Genomic DNA, 20,496 nt, shown 5'->3' on the forward strand with positions numbered 1-20,496 from the left:
TCCTTCAGGGGCGCGCGGCGGTGTCGATGGTGCGGCTACCGCCGCGCGGGCGCGACCGGCCCCCACCGCCCCGCAGTCCGGACTCGGCCGAACCCACCCGAATCGGCCGCACGTACAACCGCAGCGCGATCCGATCGATCACCGTCTCCTCCCGCAGCACGAACTGCTGGTTCAGCACGGCGAGTTTGGCGCGCTCCGTGGCGAGCCGCGGCCGGTACCCGCTCACCAGCGCGTACTTCTCCATCACCGCCCACACCTCGTCCGCCCCCGCGAGCCGGCGCCGCAGCGTCCCCGCCCCGACCTCGCTCCCGTACAACGTCCCGGACACCGAGGCCGGTTCGGCCAGTGCGACGTCCCGCGTGCCCTTGAAGTCGGCGGGGTAGGCCAACTCCGCCCCGCGCGCGTGGGCCGGCAGGTACAGCACGGGGTCACCGGGCCGCAACGTACGCGCCACCGCCTCCGCGACCGCGCCGAGATCGTCGGGCCGGGTGGTCGGCACACGGTCCTGCCGCAGCAGCGGCACCTGGTGGGTGAAGGCGAGGACGAGCGCCAGGACCCCGGCCAGGGTGAACACGGGCGACCTGGGCGTGGTCGCCGAGCCGTGCGACCAGAGCCGGCCGAGCACCCCGGCGACCCGGTCCGCGCCGAGCGCCACCAGCAGGGGCGCCCCGGCGAGCGCGTACAGCACATACCGGTCGACGTACAGCGGTGTGAGCTGCGAGGCCAGCATCAACGCCACCGGTGGCAGCACCGCGAGCGGCAGCGCGACCGCCGCGAGGGTCACCTCGCCGCGCCGGCCCACCAGCCGGGTCAGCCCCAGCAGAGCGAGCGCGAGGCATGCCCAGTACACCCTGTCGGTCGGTCCGAGGTACTGGCGCAGCAACTCCTGCGCGGTCTCCAGGTCCGGCTCGCGCAGCCACGCCAGCTGGGCCGACTGCGCGTGCGAGACGACGACCATCGGCAGCAGGGACAGCACCACGCCCCCGGCCGCGCAGCCCCACCCCCGCCACACCCTTCCCGACGAACGGGCCAGCGCCAGGGTTCCCGCGTGCGCGAGCAGCAGCAGGACCGCGAACTCGTGCAGCCAGCAGGTGACTCCGAGGACGGCGCCGTACCACCACCAGGCCCGCCACCCCCCTCCGGTCTCCCCTCCGGCCTCTCCTCCGGCCTCTCCTCCGGTCTCCCCTCCGGCCTCCCCTTGGATCTCCCCTTCGGCCTCCCGTCCGGCCTCCCTTTCGTCAGCCGCCCGTACGAACAGCAGGGTCGCGCCGGTCGCGCCGGCGGCGACCAGGGCGTAGGAGCGGCCCTCCTGCGCGTAGTGGCCGACCAGCGGCGTGACCGCGTACATCAGCCCGGCCCACAGGCCGACGCGCGGCCGGGCCAGGCGGGTGCCGAGGGCGGCCACCAGACCCGCGGTGGCGGCCGCCGCGCACACCGAGGGCAGCCGGAGGTCGACCTCGCCCGGCCGGCCCGGCGCGGCGGCGAGGACGACGTGCATCAGCAGGTAGTACAGGCCGTGCACCGCGTCCACGCCGTGCAGCAGCCGCCAGATCTGCGGCACCGTGCGCCGGGCCACCTGGTAGGTGACGGCCTCGTCGCGCCACATCCCGCCGCGGTGCAGCCCCCAGAGACCGACCGCGAGCATCACCGCGGCCGGGACGGCCACGACGACGGCACGGCGCGCGCGGCCCGGCGGCCCGTCGGGCGGTCCCCCCAACGGCTTCGGCCGACTCGATGGAGTCGGCCGGCCGGTTGTCGTCGTTCGCGTTGTCCGCGGATGCGCTTTTACGAGAGGCCCGATACTCACCACGGCCCGATCTTTTGCGATTAGCCAACCTTTGCCGGGTATTGACGGCGTATCGGCATGGATACACCATCCGCGCGGCTTACGCTCGCGGTTGATGAATCGCCGCTCGTACTTCCCGCTCCCACGCGCCCCGTTCGCCCCACCTGTTCGACTCCCGCGCCTGCGGAGCCCCGCGCGCATCGCACACCCCCCGCGCTCGCCGCGCCTCGCGCGCCCCCTCTGCCTCGCCGGTGTCTGGCTCGCCACGCGCGCGTCGATGCTGTGGCTCCTCGCCCACAACAACGAGCGACTCCTGGGACACGGAGCGGTCGCGCGCGAAGTGTGGCGGCTGTACTTCCACTGGTACGGCGTTCTGTCGCACGGCGCGTTCCCGGCGCACGACACGTTGTGGCAGTACCCGCCGGGCGCCGGCGCGGTGTTGCTCGCGCCGGGGCTGGTGCCCGGACCGAGCTACTTCCAGGCGTTCGTGGCGCTCACCCTGGCGACCGACGCCCTGATCACGACGGCGCTCGCGCGCGCGGGCAGCCGCCCCGGCCGCACGCTGCTGGGCGCGGCCCTGTGGGCCGGCGCCCTCCCCCTCCTGCTGCACCTTCCGCTCGCCCGCTACGACGTGGAGGTCACCGCCTTCGCCGTGCTCTCCCTGCTGGCGCTGGGGCGCACCACGCGCGCGTGCGGGGCGCTCGCGGCCCTCGGCGCGCTGGTGAAGGTGTGGCCGGCGCTGGTGCTGCTGGGCGTCGAACGCGGGCGCCCGACGCGCACGGCGTGGACCTGGGCGGCCGTGACCGGGGCCACGACCCTCGCCGCGTTCCTGCTCTCCTTCCGCAACCCGCTCTCCTTCCTCCGTCAGCAGGGCGGCCGGGGTGTGCAGGTCGAGTCCCTCGGCGGCACCGCGCTCAGCCTCGCCCGGCGCGCCGGCTGGCGGGGCACGACCCACTACCAGTACGGCGCGATGGAGCTGGTCGGCCCGCATGTGCACGCGGTCGCGACGGCCTCCCTCGCACTCACCGTCGTCGCCTTCGCGCTCCTGCTGCTGTGGCGGGTACGGGCCCGGCACTGGACCGAGGCCACCCCGTACGACGCGGCACTGAGCGCGGTGCTCCTCTTCACCGTCACCAGCCGGGTGATCAGCCCCCAGTACATGATCTGGCTGCTCGGCCTGGCCGCCGTCTGCCTGACCTCGCGGCACACCACCCAGCGCCCGGTCGCCGCGCTGATCGTGACGGCGACCGCGCTCAGCGCCGTCGCCTACCCCACGTTCTACGCCGAGGTCGTGCACGGCACCTGGACCGGCTGTCTGCTGATGCTCGCCCGCAACGGCCTGCTGGCCACCGCCGCCGTCCTCTCCCTGACCCGCCTGTGGCGCGCCACGCGGCGCCCGGCGGACACCGTCCGCACCTCCTCGGGTGCGAGAGGCCACCTCAGCCGTCCGCTGACGTCGGCGGCACCTGCTTCACTGAAGGTCGACCGCGGCTGACGAACACCACGGGCCAACAGACGGAGGGGACGGGCATACATGACCTGGCTCATCACCGGCGGCGCCGGTTACATCGGGGCGCATGTCGTACGCGCGATGACCGAGGCGGGCGAGCGGACGGTGGTGTACGACGACCTGTCCACCGGCGTCGCCGAGCGCGTGCCGGAGGAGGTCCCGCTGGTGGTGGGCTCCACGCTGGACGGCGAGAAGGTGGCGCGCGCCCTGGCCGAGCACGAGGTGACCGGGGTCGTCCACCTGGCGGCGAAGAAGCAGGTGGGCGAGTCGGTGGACCGCCCCCTGCACTATTACCGGGAGAACGTGGAAGGCCTGCGCGTCCTGCTCCAGGCGGTGACGGAGGCGAGCGTCCCGTCCTTCGTGTTCTCCTCCTCCGCGGCGGTCTACGGCATGCCGGACGTCGAGCTGGTGACGGAGGAGACGCCGTGCGTGCCGATGTCGCCGTACGGCGAGACGAAACTGGCGGGTGAGTGGCTGGTCCGGGCGACGGGCCGGGCGACCGGTCTCTCGACGGCCTGCCTGCGCTACTTCAACGTGGCCGGCGCGGCCCGCCCCGAACTCGCCGACGTGGGCGTCTTCAACCTCGTCCCCATGGTCTTCGAGAAGCTCACGCAGAACGCGCCGCCGCGCGTCTTCGGCGACGACTACCCGACACCCGACGGCACCTGTGTCCGTGACTACATCCACGTGGTGGACCTGGCCGAGGCCCATGTGGCGGCGGCGCGCGCCCTCCAGGCCGAGCCGGGCCGCGAACTGACCCTCAACATCGGGCGCGGGGAGGGCGTCTCGGTCCGCGAGATGATCGACCGCATCAACGCGGTCACCGGCTACGACCGCCCTCCGACCGTCACTCCGCGCCGCCCCGGCGACCCGGCCCGCGTGGTCGCCTCCGCCGACCGCGTCGCCACGGAACTGGGCTGGAAGGCCAAACACGACGTCCAGGACATGATCACCTCAGCCTGGGCGGGCTGGGTGCGCCTGCACCCGGAGGCGACCCGGGCCTGACCCACGCCCCCGCCACCCCGAATCCGCCCGCCCGCCACCCGCCATCCCGGATCCACCTGCCGCTCGCCACCCCTGACCCGCCTGCCGCCCCGGATCCCGGCCGCCGGCCACCGCCCGGACTCCGGCCGTCGCCCCGGGCCCCTGCCGCCGCTCGGGATCCGGCCGGCAGCCGCTGCCCACCCGTCGGCCGACAACAGCAAAGGCCCCCCGCCCAGAGGCGGACGCGCCCCCGGCCGGCACCCCGGCACCCCGGCCCCGCGGCCGAGTTCCACGGCGCCGTGTGGCCGGGCCTCGGCTCCGCGGTCCCGGCGGTGCGGGCGAGGGGTGGTCAGTCCACGGTCCGGCGGGCTCGCTTGAGCTCCTCCGAGATGGCCCAGGCGTCCGCCACCGGACCCATGTGGGCGAGTTTGTCGGGGTTGAGGACCAGGCGGATCGCCTGGATCCGGCCGTCGAGGATGTCCAGCGAGAAGGTCTGGAGGACCTTGCCGTCGCGGTCGTGGAAGACCGCGCCCGGCTGGCCGTTGACCTCGCGCTGCTCGCAGCTCACCTCGACCCGGTCCAGCACCGGGAAGACGGCCGCGAGGAGACGGGCCACGTTCTGGGCGCCGGCGACCGTCCGGGCCAGCCGCGGAGCCTTGCCGCCGCCGTCACCGACCAGGGACACGTCGGCGGCGAGCAGATCCCGCAGGCCGGCCAGGTCGCCCTCGTGGAGGGCCTCGAAGAAGCGTGACGCCAGTTCGTCGCGCTCCCTCCGGTCCGCCTCGAAGCGGGGGCGGCCCTCGGCCATGTGGCGCCGGGCCCTTACCGCGAGCTGGCGGCACGCGGCCTCCGAGCGGCCCACCGCCGACGCGACCTCGGGGAAGCCGAAGTCGAACACCTCGCGCAGCACGAAGACGGCTCGCTCCAGCGGGCTGAGCCGCTCCAGGAGCAGCAGGGCGGCCATCGACACCGAGTCGGCCAGCTCCGCCGACCGCGCCGGGTCCTCGTAGGGGTCGGCGAGCAACGGCTCGGGGAACCACGGGCCGACGTACTCCTCGCGCCGGACGCGGGCCGAGCGCAGTACGTCGATCGAGATCCGGGTGACCGCGGCCGACAGGAACGCCTTCGGTGACCTGACCTCCGTCGGCGAGCCCTCGAACCGCAGCCAGCTCTCCTGGACCGCGTCCTCCGCCTCGCTGACGCTGCCCAGGATCCGGTACGCGATCGAGAACAGCAGCGGCCGCAGCTCCTGGAACTCCTCGGTCCTGTTCATGTCCACTCCCCCTTCGGCTTCCGTGAACCGGCCGGCCGGTCAGAAGGACGCGGGGCCGAACCGGCCCACCGCGACGACCAGCGCGAGCACGAGGTAGACCACGTTCAGCGCCACGAACGCGGTCTCGCCGCGCCGGCCGTGGGTGATCATCGCACCGGCCATCAGCAGGATCCAGGCGGCGGCCGTCACGGGAACCAGTACCGGTGCGACACCGACGACCGCAGGCAGGACCAGGCCCGCCGCGGCCAGGAGTTCCAGCACGCCGAGCGTCTTGACGAAGCCGGTGCCCGCTTCTCCGGTCCAGCCGCCGCCGTGGGCCACGGCCAGCTTCTCCCGGGGTACGAACGTCTTGCTGATGCCACCGGTCAGGGCCACCGCGGCGAGCAGTCCGGCGGCGATCCACAGGGCGAGGTTCATCGTCCACTCCTTGATCGAGGATGCCTGCGCCCTCTACGACGAGACGGCGGCCCCGCCTGTGACATCCCCAGCGGAGTGGTTCACAGCGCCTTGAGCGCCTCCGTGGTGCCGCGGGCCAGCGCCGCCAGATATCCCTTTGGCAGCTTCGGGGTGCGGATCACCACCGAACGCCAGTACAGCGGGCCCGAGATCAGGTCCATGGCCAGGTCGTCGTCAAGGTTCGCGGCGAGTTCGCCGCGCCGCTGGGCCGCCTCGATGATCTTGCTGGCGACGCCGTCCTGGCCCTCGCGCAGCGTCTTCTGCATGGCCTCGGCGATCTCCGGGTTGCGGGCCGCCTCGGCCTGGAGGTCCGGGATGATCTGCGAGGCGACCGGGTGGCGCAGCGCACGGGACGTGACCTCGTACAGGAGCCGCAGGTCGCCCTCCAGGGAGCCGGTGTCGGGCACCGGCAGGCCCAGCACCGCGAGGGCCGAGACGACGTCGAGGACGAGGTGCAGCTTGGAGCGCCAGCGGCGGTAGACGGCGGTCTTGCCGACACCCGCGCGGCGCGCGATGCCCTCGATGGACATACGGGCGTATCCGACCGCCGCGAGTTCCTCGAAGACGGCGCCCCGGATGGCCTCGGTCACGTCCTCGCGGAGGACGGCCGCCCCGGCGGGGGCTCGTCGGCGCGGACGCGTCTGGGACTCCTCGGCGTTCGTCGTCATGTCTCCCAGCATAGGGGCGTAACGACGAAACGGTTGCGTCCCGACGAGGCCCACCACCCGATCGTCGCAACAGGGCCGCACTGAACGACTCCCAGCTCACCGCCGTACCGAACACGAGCCCGGCTCGCCCTTTCGCAACGAATCGGTCGCACCCCGACCTCGGAAGTGTCACGGCGCACACCAGTCCGTGACGACGAAACGGTTGCGTTCCGACGCCAACTCGGCCTACGCTCCCGTTGCGACGATACGGTCCCGTCCCGACGTAAGAAAACGCGAAGAGAAGCGTAAGGAAACATCGGATGACGGCACCGGTGCCCAGCCGGACGCCGCACCCCCCACCCCCCGAGTGAAAGCAGCGGATGTGACCCAGGTTCTCCACACACCGCCCCCGACCCCGGTCACGGCCGAGGACGACCTCGCGGCGCTCGCCGCCCGGCACGGACTCTCGGTCAGCGGCGCCCGTCCCACCCTGCCGGCGTACGTCCGGCAGCTGTGGGCGCGGCGGCACTTCATCACCGCGTTCGCCACCGCCAAGCTCACCGCCCAGTACGCGCAGGCGAAGCTCGGCCAGGTCTGGCAGGTCATGACCCCGCTGCTGAACGCGGCGGTGTACTACTTCATCTTCGGTGTTCTGCTGCACACCAAGAAGGGCGTGCCAGACTACATCCCGTTCCTGGTCACGGGCGTGTTCATCTGGACGTTCACGTCGAGTTCGATCATGACCGGCACCCGTGCGATCGCCGGCAACCTCGGGCTCGTCCGCGCCCTGCACTTCCCGCGCGCCGCACTCCCGATCTCCTTCTGCCTCCAGCAGCTCCAGCAGCTGCTGTTCTCGATGGCCGCCCTGGTCGTGATCCTGCTCTGCTTCGGCGTTCCGGTGGCCGCCTCCTGGGTGCTGGCCGTCCCGGCGCTGGTCCTGCAGTTCACCTTCAACACCGGCATGTCGCTGATCATGGCCCGCTGGGGCGCCAAGACCCCGGACATCTCCCAGCTGATGCCGTTCGTGCTGCGCACCTGGATGTACATCTCCGGCGTCATGTGGAACATCGACAAGCTGACCGGCGAGCACAGCGGTCTGCCGAGCTGGGTGAACCCGGTGCTCAAGGCCAACCCGGCCGCCGTCTACATCGACCTGATGCGCTTCGCCCTGATCGACAGCTTCCACGCCGGCCAGCTGCCGCCGCACGTGTGGGTCATCGCGACCGGCTGGGCCCTGGTCGTCGGCGTCGGCGGCTTCATCTACTTCTGGAAGGCTGAGGAGACGTACGGCCGTGGCTGAGAACGTAAGCGACACCCGCAGCGTGAGCGACACCCGTGTCCCCACCGTCGTCGCCGACGGCGTCGACATCGTCTACCGGGTCAACGGCACCGGCGCCGGCCGCGGCTCCGCCACCGCCGCCCTCAACCGCATGCTGCGCCGCCAGAAGGCCGAGAAGGCGGCGGGCGTCCGCAAGGTGCACGCGGTCAAGAACGTCTCCTTCGTCGCCTACAAGGGCGAGGCGATCGGTCTCATCGGCACCAACGGCTCCGGCAAGTCCACCCTCCTCAAGGCCGTCGCCGGCCTGCTCCCGGTGGAGAACGGCGCCATCTACACCGACGGCCAGCCCTCCCTCCTGGGCGTCAACGCGGCCCTGATGGGCGACCTGACCGGCGAGCGCAACGTCTACCTCGGCGGCCTCGCCATGGGCATGTCCCGCGAGGAGATCAAGGAGCGCTACCAGGAGATCGTCGACTTCTCCGGCATCAACGAGAAGGGCGACTTCATCACCCTCCCGATGCGCACCTACTCCTCCGGCATGGGCGCCCGGCTGCGGTTCTCCATCGCCGCCGCCAAGGACCACGACGTCCTGCTCATCGACGAGGCGCTGGCCACCGGTGACGCGGCCTTCCGGATGCGTTCCGAGGAGCGCATCCGGGCGCTGCGCGAGCACGCGGGCACGGTGTTCCTGGTCAGCCACAACAACAAGTCCATCCGCGACACCTGTGAGCGGGTGCTGTGGCTGGAGCGCGGTGAGCTGCGCATGGACGGCCCGACCGAGGAGGTCCTCGCGGAGTACGAGGCCTTCACCGGCGACAAGGCGAAGCCGAAGCCCAAGCCGAAGCCGAAGGCCGCGCCGCCGAAGCAGGCCGATGCCTCGAAGGTCGCTCAGCCCTCCTGAAGCAGAGGTACGACCCCGAGCCGCGCCGCCCCCACACGGCGCGGCTCGCGTCCGTCCGGAACACCCACCTCGGCGCGCGTCATCACCGCCGAGAAGGAAGCCCAGAAAGAGGCCGAGAAAGAGGCCGAGAAAGGAAAGGCGCCCCGAGCCGTCACCGGCCCGGGGCGCCTTTCGTGTCGTACGACTACGAGTGCGCGCGCAGCAGCGTCCGCATCGTCCGCATGGCCACCGACAGGTTGGCCAGGTCGAAGGAGTCCGAGCCGCGGATCTCCTCGAGCGTGGACCGGGCCCGGCCCAGGATGGCGGCGTTCTTCTGCTCCCAGGCCTGGTAGCGCTGCTCAGGCGTCGAGGTGCCGTTGCCCGCGGCGAGCACGTCGGCGGTGAGCATCGCGTGGGCCGCGTACAGGTCCTCGCGGATGGAGGCGCGGGCCATCGACTGCCAGCGGTCGGCGCGCGGGAGTTCGATGATGCGGTCCATCAGCTGGGTCACGCCGAGACGGTCGGCGAGGTCGTAGTAGACCTCGGCGACGTCCAGCGGCTCCTTGCCCGTGCGGTCGGCCACCGAGACGATGTCCAGCGCCGGGAAGGCCGAGGAGAAGCCGGCCACCCGGGTCGCCACCTCGTCCGGGACACCGGCCGCGGACAGCTCGTCGTACACGTGCTGGTACCACTCCAGGTCCGCGCCGCGCAGCAGCTTGGGCAGCTGCTGCCAGACCTGTTCGACCCGCTCGGAGAAGAAGTCGACGGTCTCGAGCAGCTCCAGCGGCTGGGGCCGGTTGTTGAGCAGCCAGCGGGTGCCGCGCTCCACCAGACGGCGGGAGTGCAGCCGGATCCGGGTCTGGACGGCCGCGTCGACCTTGTTGTCCAGCTCCTCGACCGCGTCCCACACCGGGGCGGAGCGGAAGATCGCACGCGCCGCGGTCTGCGCCCGGACGATCTCCTCCAGGGAGGCCCCGGTCTCCTCGCGCAGCCGGTGCAGATAGGTCGTGCCACCGGTGTTGACCGTGTCGTTGACCAGGACCGTGGTGGTGATCTCGCGGCGCAGCGGGTGGGTGGCGAGCGCGGCGGCGAACCGCTCGCGCAGGGCCGTCGGGAAGTAGGCGTGCAGCAGACCGCTCAGATACGGGTCGTCCGGCAGCGTGGTCGCCAGCAGCTCGTCGGCGACCGTGATCTTCGTGTACGCCAGCAGGACGGCCGTCTCCGGGCTGGTCAGACCCTGGCCGGAGCCGAGCCGCTCGCGGATCTGGCGGTCGGTGGGCAGGAACTCCAGCGCCCGGTCGAGGTGGCCCTCCCTGACCAGGTGGCGGATGAACCGCTGCTGGGCGTGGAGCATGTCCTTGGACTGGGCCAGCGCGTTGGCGATCGCCACGTTCTGCGCGTAGTTGTTGCGCAGCACCAGCGAGCCGACCTCGTCGGTCATCTCGGCGAGCAGCTTGTTGCGCTGCTTGACCGTCATGTCGCCGTCCGCGACCACGCCGTTGAGCAGGATCTTGATGTTCACCTCGTGGTCGGAGGTGTCCACGCCGGCGCTGTTGTCGATGGCATCGGTGTTGATCTTGCCGCCCTGGCGGGCGAACTCGATCCGGCCGAGCTGGGTCAGGCCCAGGTTGCCGCCCTCGCCGACGACCTTGACGCGCAGGTCGGCACCGTCGACGCGGATGGCGTCGTTGGCCTTGTCGCCGACGTCCGCGTTCGACTCGGTCGACGCCTTGACGTAGGTGCCGATGCCGCCGTTCCACAGCAGGTCGACCTGCGCCTCGAGGATCGCCTTCATCAGCTCGGCCGGGGTCAGCTTGGCGACCTTCCCCTCGATGCCGAGGGCCTCGCGGATATGGGCGTTCACCGGGATCGCCTTGGCGCTGCGCGGGAAGATCCCGCCGCCCGCCGAGAGCAGCTCGGTGTTGTAGTCGGCCCAGCTGGAGCGGGGCAGTTCGAACAGCCGGCGGCGCTCGGCGTAGCCGGTGGCCGCGTCCGGGGTGGGGTCGATGAAGATGTGCCGGTGGTCGAACGCGGCGACCAGGCGGATGTGCTCGCTGAGCAGCATGCCGTTGCCGAACACGTCACCGGACATGTCACCGATGCCGACGACGGTGAAGTCCTCGGCCTGCGTGTTGACGCCCAGCTCCCGGAAGTGCCGCTTCACCGACTCCCAGGCGCCGCGCGCGGTGATGCCCATGCCCTTGTGGTCGTAGCCCGCGCTGCCGCCGGAGGCGAAGGCGTCGCCGAGCCAGAAGTTGTAGCTCCCTGCGACCTCGTTGGCGATGTCGGAGAACGTCGCCGTGCCCTTGTCGGCCGCGACCACCAGGTAGGTGTCGTCCTCGTCGTGCCGGACCACGTCCTGCGGGGGCACGACATCGCCGGCCACCATGTTGTCGGTGATGTCGAGCAGCGCCGAGATGAACGTCTTGTAGCTGGCGATGCCCTCGGCCAGCCACGCGTCCCGGTCCTTCGCCGGATCCGGCAGCTGCTTGGCGACGAACCCGCCCTTGGCGCCGACCGGCACGATGACGGTGTTCTTGACCATCTGCGCCTTGACCAGGCCGAGGATCTCGGTCCGGAAGTCCTCACGCCGGTCGGACCAGCGCAGACCACCGCGCGCGACCTTGCCGAAGCGCAGGTGCACACCCTCGACACGCGGCGAGTACACCCAGATCTCGAACGCCGGACGCGGCGCCGGGAGGTCCGGGATGGCCTGCGGGTCGAACTTCATGGAGACGTACGTGTGCGGGGTGCCCTCCACCGTCTCCTGGAAGAAGTTGGTGCGCAGCGTCGCCTTGATGACGGTCAGGAAGGAGCGCAGGATGCGGTCCTCATCGAGACTCGCCACCTGGTCGAGGGCGGCGTCCAGCTCCTCGTGGAGGGCGTCGGTGATCTCCAGGCCGGCCTTCTGCCGGTCCGGCGACATCCGCGCCTCGAAGAGGGAGACGAGCAGCCGGGTGGTGTGGACGTTGTGACGGAGAGTGGTCTCCATGTAGTCCTGGCTGAACGTGGAACCGGCCTGCCGCAGGTACTTGGCGTACGCCCGCAGCACCATCGCCTGCCGCCAGCTCAGCCCGGCGCTCAGCACCAGCGCGTTGAAGCCGTCGTTCTCCGCGAGGCCGGTCCAGGTCGCGGCGAAGGCGTCCTGGAACCGCTCACGGCCGTCATCGCCCAGGTAGTCGCCGTTGCCGCCGCCCGCCGTCTTCGGCATCCGCATGCCGAAGTCGTAGATCCACGCGGTCGTCCGGTCCGAGCAGCGCAGCTCGTACGGCCGCTCGTCGATCACCTCGACGCCCAGCCGGTTGAGGACCGGCAGCACCGCCGACAGGGAGATCGCCGCGCCCTTGCGGTAGATCTTGAAGCGGCGCTCGTCGGGGGCGGCGCCCACCGGCTCGTAGAGGCTGAGCGCGAAGTCGTTGCCCGGCTCCTCGGTGAGCCGCTCCAGGTGGACCAGGTCGGCGACCGCCGCACGCGGGGTGTGGTCTGCCTTGTAGCCCTCGGGGAAGGAGGTGGTGTAGCGGCGCTGCAGCTCGGCCGCGCGCTCCTCGCCGCACTCGGCGTTGAGCGCCTCGGCGAAGCTGTCGGCCCAGGAGCGGGCCGCCTCGACCAGGCGGGCCTCGATGCGGTCCTTGTCGGCGTCGGACAGCTCGGGCAGCTCAGTGCCCTGCGGGACCCGGACGACGAAGTGCAGCCGGGAGAGGATCGACTCGGTGTTCCAGGCCGTGAAGTCGACGCTGGTGCCGCCGAGTTCCTCCTTCAGGATGTCGATGATCCGCAGCCGGACACCGGTGGTGTAGCGGTCGCGGGGGAGGTAGACGAGGGCCGAGTAGTAGCGGCCGTACTCGTCCTGGCGCAGGTAGAGGCGGAGCCGTCGGCGTTCCTGGAGGTAGAGGACGCTCGTGACGATCGACTCCAGCTCGGGGACCGGAGTCTGGAACAGCTCGTCACGCGGGAAGGTCTCCATGATCTGGAGCAGGTCGCGGCCGTCGTGGCTGTTGGGCGAGAAGCCGGCCCGGTCGAGCACCGCGTCGACCTTGCGGCGGATGACGGGCACCCGGCGCACCGACTCTGTGTACGCGGCGGACGAGAACAGCCCCAGGAAGCGGCGCTCACCGACGACGTTGCCGTCCGCGTCGAACTTCTTGACACCGATGTAGTCCAGGTACGACGGCCGGTGCACGGTCGCCCGGCTGTTCGCCTTGGTCAGGACGAGGAGCTTGTGCTCGCGGGCCTTGGCGCGCGCGTCGGCCGGGAGCCGCTCGAAGGAGGGGCTGACCGGATGGCCCTCCTCACCCGCGTGGGGCGGGTCGGAGCGCAGGATGCCGAGCCCGGTGCCGGGCACCGCGCCCAGCGAGTCGTCCTCGCGCAGCTGGTACTCGCGGAAGCCGAGGAAGGTGAAGTGGTCGGTGGCCAGCCAGCGCAGCAGCTCACGGGCCTCCTCGACCTCGGGGCGGGGCAGGTCGCCGGGGACCGGCTCGTCGCCGAGGTCCTCGGCGATACGGACCGCCGCCTCCCGCATCTTCTCCCAGTCCTCCACGGCCTCCCGGACGTCGGACAGCACCCGCAGCAGGTCGACGGTGATCTGCTTGAGGTCGGAGCGGTCGGTCTCGCGGTCGATCTCGACGTGGATCCAGGACTCGATGTGCGCGTCGTGCGGCAGTTCCTCGCCGGCGGCCGGGGTGGGCAGCGTCTCGATGAGCTTGCCGGTGAGGTCGCGGCGCACGACGAACTGGGGGTGGATGACGACGTGGATGCCGCGCCGCTGCCGGGTCAGCTCATTGGTGACCGAGTCGACGAGGAAGGGCATGTCGTCGGTGACGACCTCCACCACGGTGTGGCTGCAGGTCCACCCGTTCTCCTCGACCGTCGGGGTGTGGACGCGGACGTTCGCGGTGCCCTGCGGGCGGGTCTCGGCGAGACGGAAGTGCGAGACGGCTGCGCCGAAGACGTCGACCGGGTCACGGTCGGCGAGGTCCTCTGGCGCAGTGTGCAGGTAGTAGCGCTGAAGGAACGTGAACACGGACTCCTGGTCCGCCGTCCCCGTCGTCCCAGTCGGTAGGTGCCCCCCTGCCGGGCTGTTCTCAGCTACCCGGGCGGCCCGTTCGAGCAGCTCGGCCTTGGCTTCGTCCAGCTTGGTCTGCATTGTCCTCTGGCTCCTGTCGCGCGCCATTGCGTGACGTAGAAGGAAGTACGGGATCTTCCCCCTGCGGCTCGACGCCACTGCCGGGGTGTCCGGTCTGCTTCGACGCTATGCCGCAAGGCGAGATGAGCGGGGGGTATTGAGCCATATTTGAGCTGCTCCGCAGGTGTGATGCTGCTCTCGGCAGCGCCCCTGTCAGGGCCGCTCTCGGCGCCCTCCGCGCGGGAAGACCAGCGACCGCCGCCCGGTCACGGAGGTGTTCCGTGCTCACCGGGCGCAGGGCAGGGGCGCCGACGCCCCCGCGAACTATCGCGCTGATCACGCCACCAAGGCTATCGCTCCTCACCCGGGGGCCGTCATGAGCCGTATGTGTACAAAAGAGGGGGTGGAACTTTGACGTTCTGCACAGCGACGCGCGGCGCTCGCCCCCACCGCTCACGCCACCAGCCGCTCCGCCTCCTCGACCGCCTCCGCCAGTGAGTCCACGACCGGCACCCCGACCTCTTCCAGGCTCGCCCTGCCGTGCGACCCCCCGGTGTACAGCACCGCCTTCGCCCCCACAGCCCGCGCGGCCACCGCGTCGTCCGCCGCGTCCCCGATCACCACGGTCCGCCCGGGCCGCACATCCCCCAGCGACCCCAGATGCCGCACCATGTGCTCGGCCTTGCTGCCCCCGGACGGCCCGACCCGCCCCTCGACCCGTAGGAAGTGCGGCTCGATCCCGAATCCCCGCACCAGCGGTATGAGCTCGTCATGCGTGTACATGCTCAGCAGCGACTGGCTGCGCCCCGCCGCGATCCACCCCGCCAGCAGTTCGGCGGCTCCGTCGGTCAGCCCGCACCGCCCCCGGTGCTCGGCGTAGTACCTGTGGAAGATCACGTCCATGACCTCCCACTCGGCGTCGGTCGGCAGCCGACCCATCAGCCGCTCGTAGAACTTCGGCACCGGCACGCAGTACAGCGCCCGGTACTGCTCCAGCGTGATCGGTGCCAGGCCCAGCTCGGCCGAGGCCGCGTTCGTCGCCCCGATGATCGCGTCGTTGTCGTGGAACAGCGTCCCGTTCCAGTCCCAGACGATGTGTGCGCTGTGGTGCTTCCCCATGCCAAAAACGCTACCCGCCACCACTGACAATCAAGACAGCTGGCACGTCACCGCAGGTCACAGGTGTCCGGCTGGGCCGCGCCGACCCCGCTCAGCCGCCCAGCCCCACCAGGTTCGGGATCTCCTGCGTCGCGTACCAGAGCAGTTCGTGGTCCTCGGCCCCGTCCACGACGAACTGCGCGTCGTCGTCCCCGCCGTCGGCCGCCGGAAGCGCTGCCGCCGCTGCGGCCACGTCCGCCTCCGCGTCGTCGGAGTCGACGTGCACCGCGGCCGCCTTGGCCAGTGCCACCGTCCCGGCCACCCGCACCTCGCCCAGTGCCGCCGGGTCGAGCCCGCGGTCCGGGTCGGCCGCCGCCGCGCCGTCGGGGACGTCCACGGCGACCACGACCCGGCGACGCATCGCGCCCGGGTCGGCGGCCAGCAGCCGCAGCGAGGCGAGCGCGGCCCGGTTCAGCGCGGCGTACTCCAGTTCCTCTATGTCGTCGGAGAGGTACCACTCGCGGAGCGCGGGCGTGACGGCGTAGGCGACGAACGGACCGGTCCCCAGCTCGCCCGTCTTGTGCGCCTCGGCGAGCCCGGGGAGGGTCAGGGGGACGTAGACGCGCATGGCTGGCCGCTCTCTTCTGGACTTCGACTCTGCGTCTCCCGAAGGTCCTGGGGCCTCCCGGAGGGCCTTCAGGATACGTGCGGGCGTCCCCTTTCGGGTCCCGGGCGGTGACGTCGGGGGCGTCCACCCGGCGCCCGGCGATTCACCCGGTGCCGCCGCCCACCCAGAGGGTTTCCCGCACCTCCGATCACTCGGATAGGTGAATCATCCTGGGCCCCGACACGAGCCGGCACCGCCTTGCTGCCGCCGTCCCGGCCCCCGTACAAGATCCCCAACCGCAAGTTACCGCCCGGTACCCGCCGGGCCCGCCGAACGGGGATCCCCATGAACAAGGTCATGACCAGGACCGCCCAGCTCCGCCCGGGCACCCGCCCGCCCGGCCGCCGCGACTCCCGCCGTCCCGGCGTGCCCTCCTCCCGCAGGCCGCTGACGCCTCCGGCGGCCCCGCCGAGCCCGCGCCCCACCGATCTCTTCGCGGAGCGTCTGCTGGCCGTCCTCAGCGGCCGCCGCCCCGTCCACTGGATGCTCCGGCACACGGCGGGACCCGCTTACGACGACCTGGCCCGCCTCGCCGAACGCGGCCCCCTGCGCACCCGCGGCACCGATCCCGTCGTCCGCGACATCGGCTACTACGTCCCCCGCGCCGGCGCCCTGGAGGTCTTCGCCCGCATCGCCGCGGGCGACCGGCTGCGCGCCATGGCCTTCCGCCTGGAACAGGGCCCCGACCTGCGCTGGCGCTGCACAGCGGTGGAACTGGGCGGCTCCCGCGCACCGCGCGGCGACTAGGGCCTGTCTGACCTCGAACCGAAGGCCCACCGCACCCCGGTCACGAGCCGAAGCCCACCGCCTTCGGTCACCGGCCGAAGGCCCACCGCGCCCCCGGCCGCAAACCGAAAGGGCCGGCCCCCCCCTTTCGGAGTGGCCGGCCCTGGTGAGCGCTGTCGGTGCCGTTACTTCCGGCGGCGGCGGCTGCCCTTCGCCTGCTTGCGGCGCTCCGCGCGGGTGAGGCCGTCCGCCTCGGAGCGGGCCGGCTCCTCGTCGTCGTAGTCGAACTCGCCCTCGACGATGCCGCCCTCGCCGTCCACGGTGGCCGCCGAGAAGTGCATGCCCCGCCGCTGCGGCGCCTCCAGACCCTTCGCACGGATCTCGGGACGCGAGCCCGCCTGGGCCGGCACCGAGTCCTGGACGCCCTCCGCGACCGCCTCGGCGTCCTCGACCGGGACCTCCTCGACCTGCTGCTCGACCTGGACCTCCAGGTTGAACAGGTAGCCGACGGACTCCTCCTTGATGCCGTCCATCATCGCGGTGAACATGTCGAAGCCCTCGCGCTGGTACTCGACCAGCGGGTCCTTCTGGGCCATCGCGCGCAGGCCGATGCCCTCCTGGAGGTAGTCCATCTCGTAGAGGTGCTCGCGCCACTTGCGGTCGAGGACCGAGAGCACGACCCGGCGCTCCAGCTCACGCATGATCTCGGAGCCGAGCTGCGTCTCACGCGACTCGTACTGCTCGTGGATGTCGTCCTTGATGGACTCGGAGATGTACTCGGCGGTCAGACCGGCCCGGTCGCCGGCCGCCTCCTCCAGCTCGTCAACGGTCACCTTGACCGGGTAGAGCTGCTTGAAGGCGCCCCACAGGCGGTCGAGGTCCCAGTCCTCGGGGAAGCCCTCGGCGGTCTCCGCGCCGACGTACGCGTCGATCGTGTCGTCCATGAAGTGGTGGATCTGCTCCTGCAGGTCCTCGCCCTCCAGGACGCGCCGGCGCTCGCCGTAGATGACCTCACGCTGGCGGTTGAGCACCTCGTCGTACTTCAGAACGTTCTTACGCGTTTCGAAGTTCTGCTGCTCGACCTGCGACTGCGCGGACGCGATCGCGCGGGTGACCATCTTGTTCTCGATCGGCACATCGTCCGGCACGTTGGCCATGGACATCACGCGCTCGACCATCTGGGCCTTGAACAGGCGCATCAGGTCGTCGCCGAGGGAGAGGTAGAAGCGGGACTCACCGGGGTCGCCCTGACGGCCGGAACGACCGCGCAGCTGGTTGTCGATCCGGCGCGACTCGTGCCGCTCGGTGCCGAGGACGTAGAGGCCGCCGAGCTCCTTGACCTCTTCGAACTCGGCCTTCACCGCGCGCTCGGCCTTCTCCAGGGCGGCGGGCAGCGCCTGCGCCCACTCCTCGATGTGCTCCTCGGGGTCGAGGCCGCGCTGGCGCAGCTCCGCCTCGGCGAGGTCGTCGGGGTTGCCGCCGAGCTTGATGTCGGTACCACGGCCGGCCATGTTGGTGGCCACCGTCACGGCACCCCTGCGGCCGGCCTGCGCGACGATCGACGCCTCCCGCTCGTGGTGCTTGGCGTTGAGCACCTCGTGCTGGATGCCGCGCTTGGAGAGCTGCTGCGAGAGGTACTCCGACTTCTCGACGGAGGTCGTGCCGACGAGGATCGGCTGGCCCTTCTCGTGCTTCTCCGCGATGTCGTCGACGACCGCCTCGAACTTGGCGACCTCGGTGCGGTAGATCAGGTCCGACTGGTCCTTGCGGACCATCGGCCGGTTCGTCGGGATCGGGACCACGCCGAGCTTGTAGATCTGGTGGAACTCGGCGGCCTCGGTCATGGCCGTACCGGTCATGCCGGACAGGCCGGGCTGTTCCTTGCCGTTGTGGTCGTGGCGCTTGTAGAGGCGGAAGAAGTTCTGCAGGGTGATCGTGGCGAGGGTCTGGTTCTCGTCCTTGATGTCCACCCCTTCCTTCGCCTCGATCGCCTGGTGCATGCCCTCGTTGTAGCGGCGGCCGGCGAGGATACGGCCGGTGTGCTCGTCGACGATCATGACCTCGCCGTCCATGACGACGTAGTCCTTGTCCTTCTTGAAGAGCTCCTTCGCCTTGATGGCGTTGTTCAGGTAGCCCACCAGAGGCGTGTTCACCGACTCGTAGAGGTTGTCGATGCCCAGCCAGTCCTCGACCTTGGAGACGCCGGACTCGTGGATCGCGACCGTGCGCTTCTTCTCGTCGACCTCGTAGTCGCCGGTCTCCTCGATGCCCTTGAGCGGGTTGCCGGCCTCGCCCCTCTTCAGACGCAGGACCAGCTTGGCGAAGTCGCCGTACCACTTGGTGGCCTGGTCGGCCGGGCCGGAGATGATCAGCGGCGTCCGGGCCTCGTCGACCAGGATGGAGTCGACCTCGTCGACGATGGCGAAGTTGTGGCCGCGCTGGACGAGCTCGTCCTGGGCCCACGCCATGTTGTCGCGCAGGTAGTCGAAGCCGAACTCGTTGTTCGTGCCGTATGTGATGTCGGCGGCGTACTGCTCGCGGCGCTGGGCCGGCGTCATGTTGGCCAGGATGCAGCCGACGTTCAGGCCGAGGAACTTGTGGACGCGGCCCATCATCTCGGAGTCGCGCTCGGCCAGGTAGTCGTTGACCGTGATGAGGTGGACGCCCTTGCCCGACAGCGCGTTGAGGTACGCGGGGAGGGTGCCGACGAGGGTCTTGCCCTCACCGGTCTTCATCTCGGCCACGTAGCCGAGGTGAAGGGCGGCGCCACCCATGATCTGCACGTCGTAGTGGCGCTGGCCGAGGGCGCGCTTGGCGGCCTCGCGGACGGTGGCGAACGCCTCGGGGAGCAGGTCGTCGAGGCTCTCTCCGTCGACGTAGCGCTGCTTGTACTCATCGGTGAGGGCCCGCAGCTCGGCGTCGGAGAGGTCGACGAAGTCCTCTTCGATGGAGTTGACCTGGTCCGCGATGCGGTGCAGCTTGCGCAGGATCTTGCCTTCGCCTGCACGCATGATCTTCGAGAGGACGGACACGGGGGTTTGTCTCCTTGCCGGTCGGGCCTGGGACGGTCGGTTTCCATTGGACGTACTGAGCAACGGCCATCGTATGCGAGGACCCGGCCGCGCCGGGAGGCCTGGCGGCCCGACGGCCGTCCGCCGCTTTCCCGAGGGCTCTGCGAGCCCCCTTCGTGTGACTCTTCCGGGTGGGTATTCGGTTGTGCCGGGTGGTGTCGCCAGGTTTTGCCGTTTCATAAAGGACAACGGCCGCGGCACGCGGATAGTGCCGCATCCCGGCGAGGAATTGCACGAAACGTGATCACGTGGTCACGGAACGCGAAAGGAATGGCGTCCCGGGCGCCGGGCCGCGCAGAATCGGCCGATGGAACCCGTCACGCTCACCACGCCCCGTCTGTTCCTGCGCACGGTCGGCCCGCAGGACACCGAAGCGGTGTACACGGCCGTCCAGGACCCCGACATCCAGCGCTGGACGACGATTCCCTCGCCCTACCTCCCGGAACACGCCCGGAGCTTCACGGAGCAGATGGTCCCCGAAGGCTGGTCCGAGGGTTCTATGTTCACCTTCGGCGTCTTCCTGCCCACGGGCGAACTGGCCGGGATGCTCGGCCTGACCATGCGCTCCCTCGGGGTGGCCGAGGTGGGTTTCTGGACCGCCAAGGAGCACCGCGGCCGCGGCTACACCACCGAGGCCACCCTCACGACCGCCCGCTGGGGGTTCACCCGGCTGGCGATCGACCGGGTCGAATGGCGTGCCGAGGTCGGCAACCAGGGCTCCCGCGCGGTCGCGGAACGCGCCGGTTTCACCATCGAGGGCACCCTCCGCTCCGCCCTCAACAACAAGGGCGTACGACGCGACTGCTGGGTGGGCTCCCTGCTCCCGTCGGACCTGGGCCTGCCCTCGGCCGCGCCCTACCTCCCGGTCCCGTCCCAGGGCTGAACTCCCAGGTCGCGCCGGACTGATGCTCCTATTGATCGTCAAGCCCTGTGGGTGGGGTGAGCGCCGTATCGTGGCCGGGTGCGGTACTTGACGGAGTCGTTCATTCTTGGGGCC

General features: G+C 70.9%; 14 protein-coding genes. 6 read left to right on the plus strand and 8 right to left on the minus strand.

Annotated features, from left to right (window positions below; translation table 11 throughout):
- Positions 1-4: 4 nt before the first annotated feature.
- Entirely contained in the window at positions 5-1,645 is a 1,641-nt protein-coding gene (locus AB0D59_RS43340) for a glycosyltransferase family 39 protein (RefSeq protein WP_362576890.1), read from the minus strand.
- Between the two features lie 418 nt (positions 1,646-2,063).
- On the opposite strand from AB0D59_RS43340, the gene AB0D59_RS43345 reads away from it, so the two are divergent.
- A complete protein-coding gene (locus AB0D59_RS43345; RefSeq protein WP_362576864.1) occupies positions 2,064-3,281 on the plus strand; it encodes a glycosyltransferase family 87 protein in 1,218 nt (405 codons plus the stop codon).
- A 39-nt stretch (positions 3,282-3,320) separates the two neighbouring features.
- Positions 3,321-4,301, plus strand: coding sequence for a UDP-glucose 4-epimerase GalE (gene galE, locus AB0D59_RS43350; RefSeq protein ID WP_362576865.1), 981 nt, complete (start codon positions 3,321-3,323; stop codon positions 4,299-4,301).
- Positions 4,302-4,629: 328 nt separating this feature from the next.
- On the opposite strand, the gene AB0D59_RS43355 is transcribed toward galE, so the two are convergent.
- The 3 genes from AB0D59_RS43355 to AB0D59_RS43365 form a co-directional block, all read right to left on the minus strand.
- Positions 4,630-5,553, minus strand: a complete 924-nt coding sequence (locus AB0D59_RS43355; protein ID WP_362576867.1) for an RNA polymerase sigma-70 factor — start codon at positions 5,551-5,553, stop codon at positions 4,630-4,632.
- Between the two features lie 39 nt (positions 5,554-5,592).
- Entirely contained in the window at positions 5,593-5,970 is a 378-nt protein-coding gene (locus AB0D59_RS43360; protein WP_362576869.1) for a DoxX family protein, read from the minus strand.
- 80 nt (positions 5,971-6,050) lie between these two features.
- Complete coding sequence (locus tag AB0D59_RS43365; RefSeq protein ID WP_362576871.1) at positions 6,051-6,677, minus strand: TetR/AcrR family transcriptional regulator; 627 nt, start codon at positions 6,675-6,677, stop codon at positions 6,051-6,053.
- Positions 6,678-7,038: 361 nt separating this feature from the next.
- Here AB0D59_RS43365 and AB0D59_RS43370 point away from each other — a divergent pair, with 361 nt between their 5' ends.
- A complete protein-coding gene (locus AB0D59_RS43370) occupies positions 7,039-7,956 on the plus strand; it encodes an ABC transporter permease (protein WP_351701484.1) in 918 nt (305 codons plus the stop codon).
- Complete coding sequence (locus AB0D59_RS43375; RefSeq protein WP_362576873.1) at positions 7,949-8,836, plus strand: ABC transporter ATP-binding protein; 888 nt, start codon at positions 7,949-7,951, stop codon at positions 8,834-8,836. The genes AB0D59_RS43370 and AB0D59_RS43375 overlap by 8 nt, the downstream gene beginning before the upstream one ends.
- 184 nt (positions 8,837-9,020) lie before the next feature.
- Here the strand turns inward: AB0D59_RS43375 and AB0D59_RS43380 are convergent, their stop codons facing one another.
- The 3 genes from AB0D59_RS43380 to AB0D59_RS43390 all read right to left on the minus strand — a co-directional run bounded on the left by AB0D59_RS43380 (position 9,021) and on the right by AB0D59_RS43390 (position 15,663).
- Entirely contained in the window at positions 9,021-13,958 is a 4,938-nt protein-coding gene (locus tag AB0D59_RS43380) for an NAD-glutamate dehydrogenase (protein WP_362576875.1), read from the minus strand.
- Between the two features lie 432 nt (positions 13,959-14,390).
- Entirely contained in the window at positions 14,391-15,056 is a 666-nt protein-coding gene (locus AB0D59_RS43385; RefSeq protein WP_362576877.1) for an HAD family hydrolase, read from the minus strand.
- Positions 15,057-15,147: 91 nt separating this feature from the next.
- A complete protein-coding gene (locus tag AB0D59_RS43390) occupies positions 15,148-15,663 on the minus strand; it encodes a hypothetical protein (protein ID WP_362576879.1) in 516 nt (171 codons plus the stop codon).
- Positions 15,664-15,987: 324 nt separating this feature from the next.
- Between AB0D59_RS43390 and AB0D59_RS43395 the strand changes: the two genes are divergently transcribed.
- A complete protein-coding gene (locus AB0D59_RS43395; RefSeq protein WP_362576881.1) occupies positions 15,988-16,449 on the plus strand; it encodes an Rv3235 family protein in 462 nt (153 codons plus the stop codon).
- A 164-nt stretch (positions 16,450-16,613) separates the two neighbouring features.
- Here the strand turns inward: AB0D59_RS43395 and secA are convergent, their stop codons facing one another.
- Positions 16,614-19,460: a preprotein translocase subunit SecA gene (gene secA, locus AB0D59_RS43400; RefSeq protein ID WP_362576883.1), complete on the minus strand. Its 2,847-nt coding sequence runs from the start codon at positions 19,458-19,460 to the stop codon at positions 16,614-16,616.
- Positions 19,461-19,806: 346 nt separating this feature from the next.
- Between secA and AB0D59_RS43405 the strand changes: the two genes are divergently transcribed.
- The gene (locus AB0D59_RS43405) at positions 19,807-20,382 is read left to right on the plus strand and encodes a GNAT family N-acetyltransferase (protein WP_362576884.1); all 576 of its coding nucleotides are present in this window, start codon (positions 19,807-19,809) and stop codon (positions 20,380-20,382) included.
- Positions 20,383-20,496: the final 114 nt, after the last annotated feature.

This window comes from Streptomyces sp. NPDC048417 (assembly GCF_040651615.1).
In the GTDB taxonomy this organism is placed as follows: Bacteria; Actinomycetota; Actinomycetes; order Streptomycetales; family Streptomycetaceae; genus Streptomyces.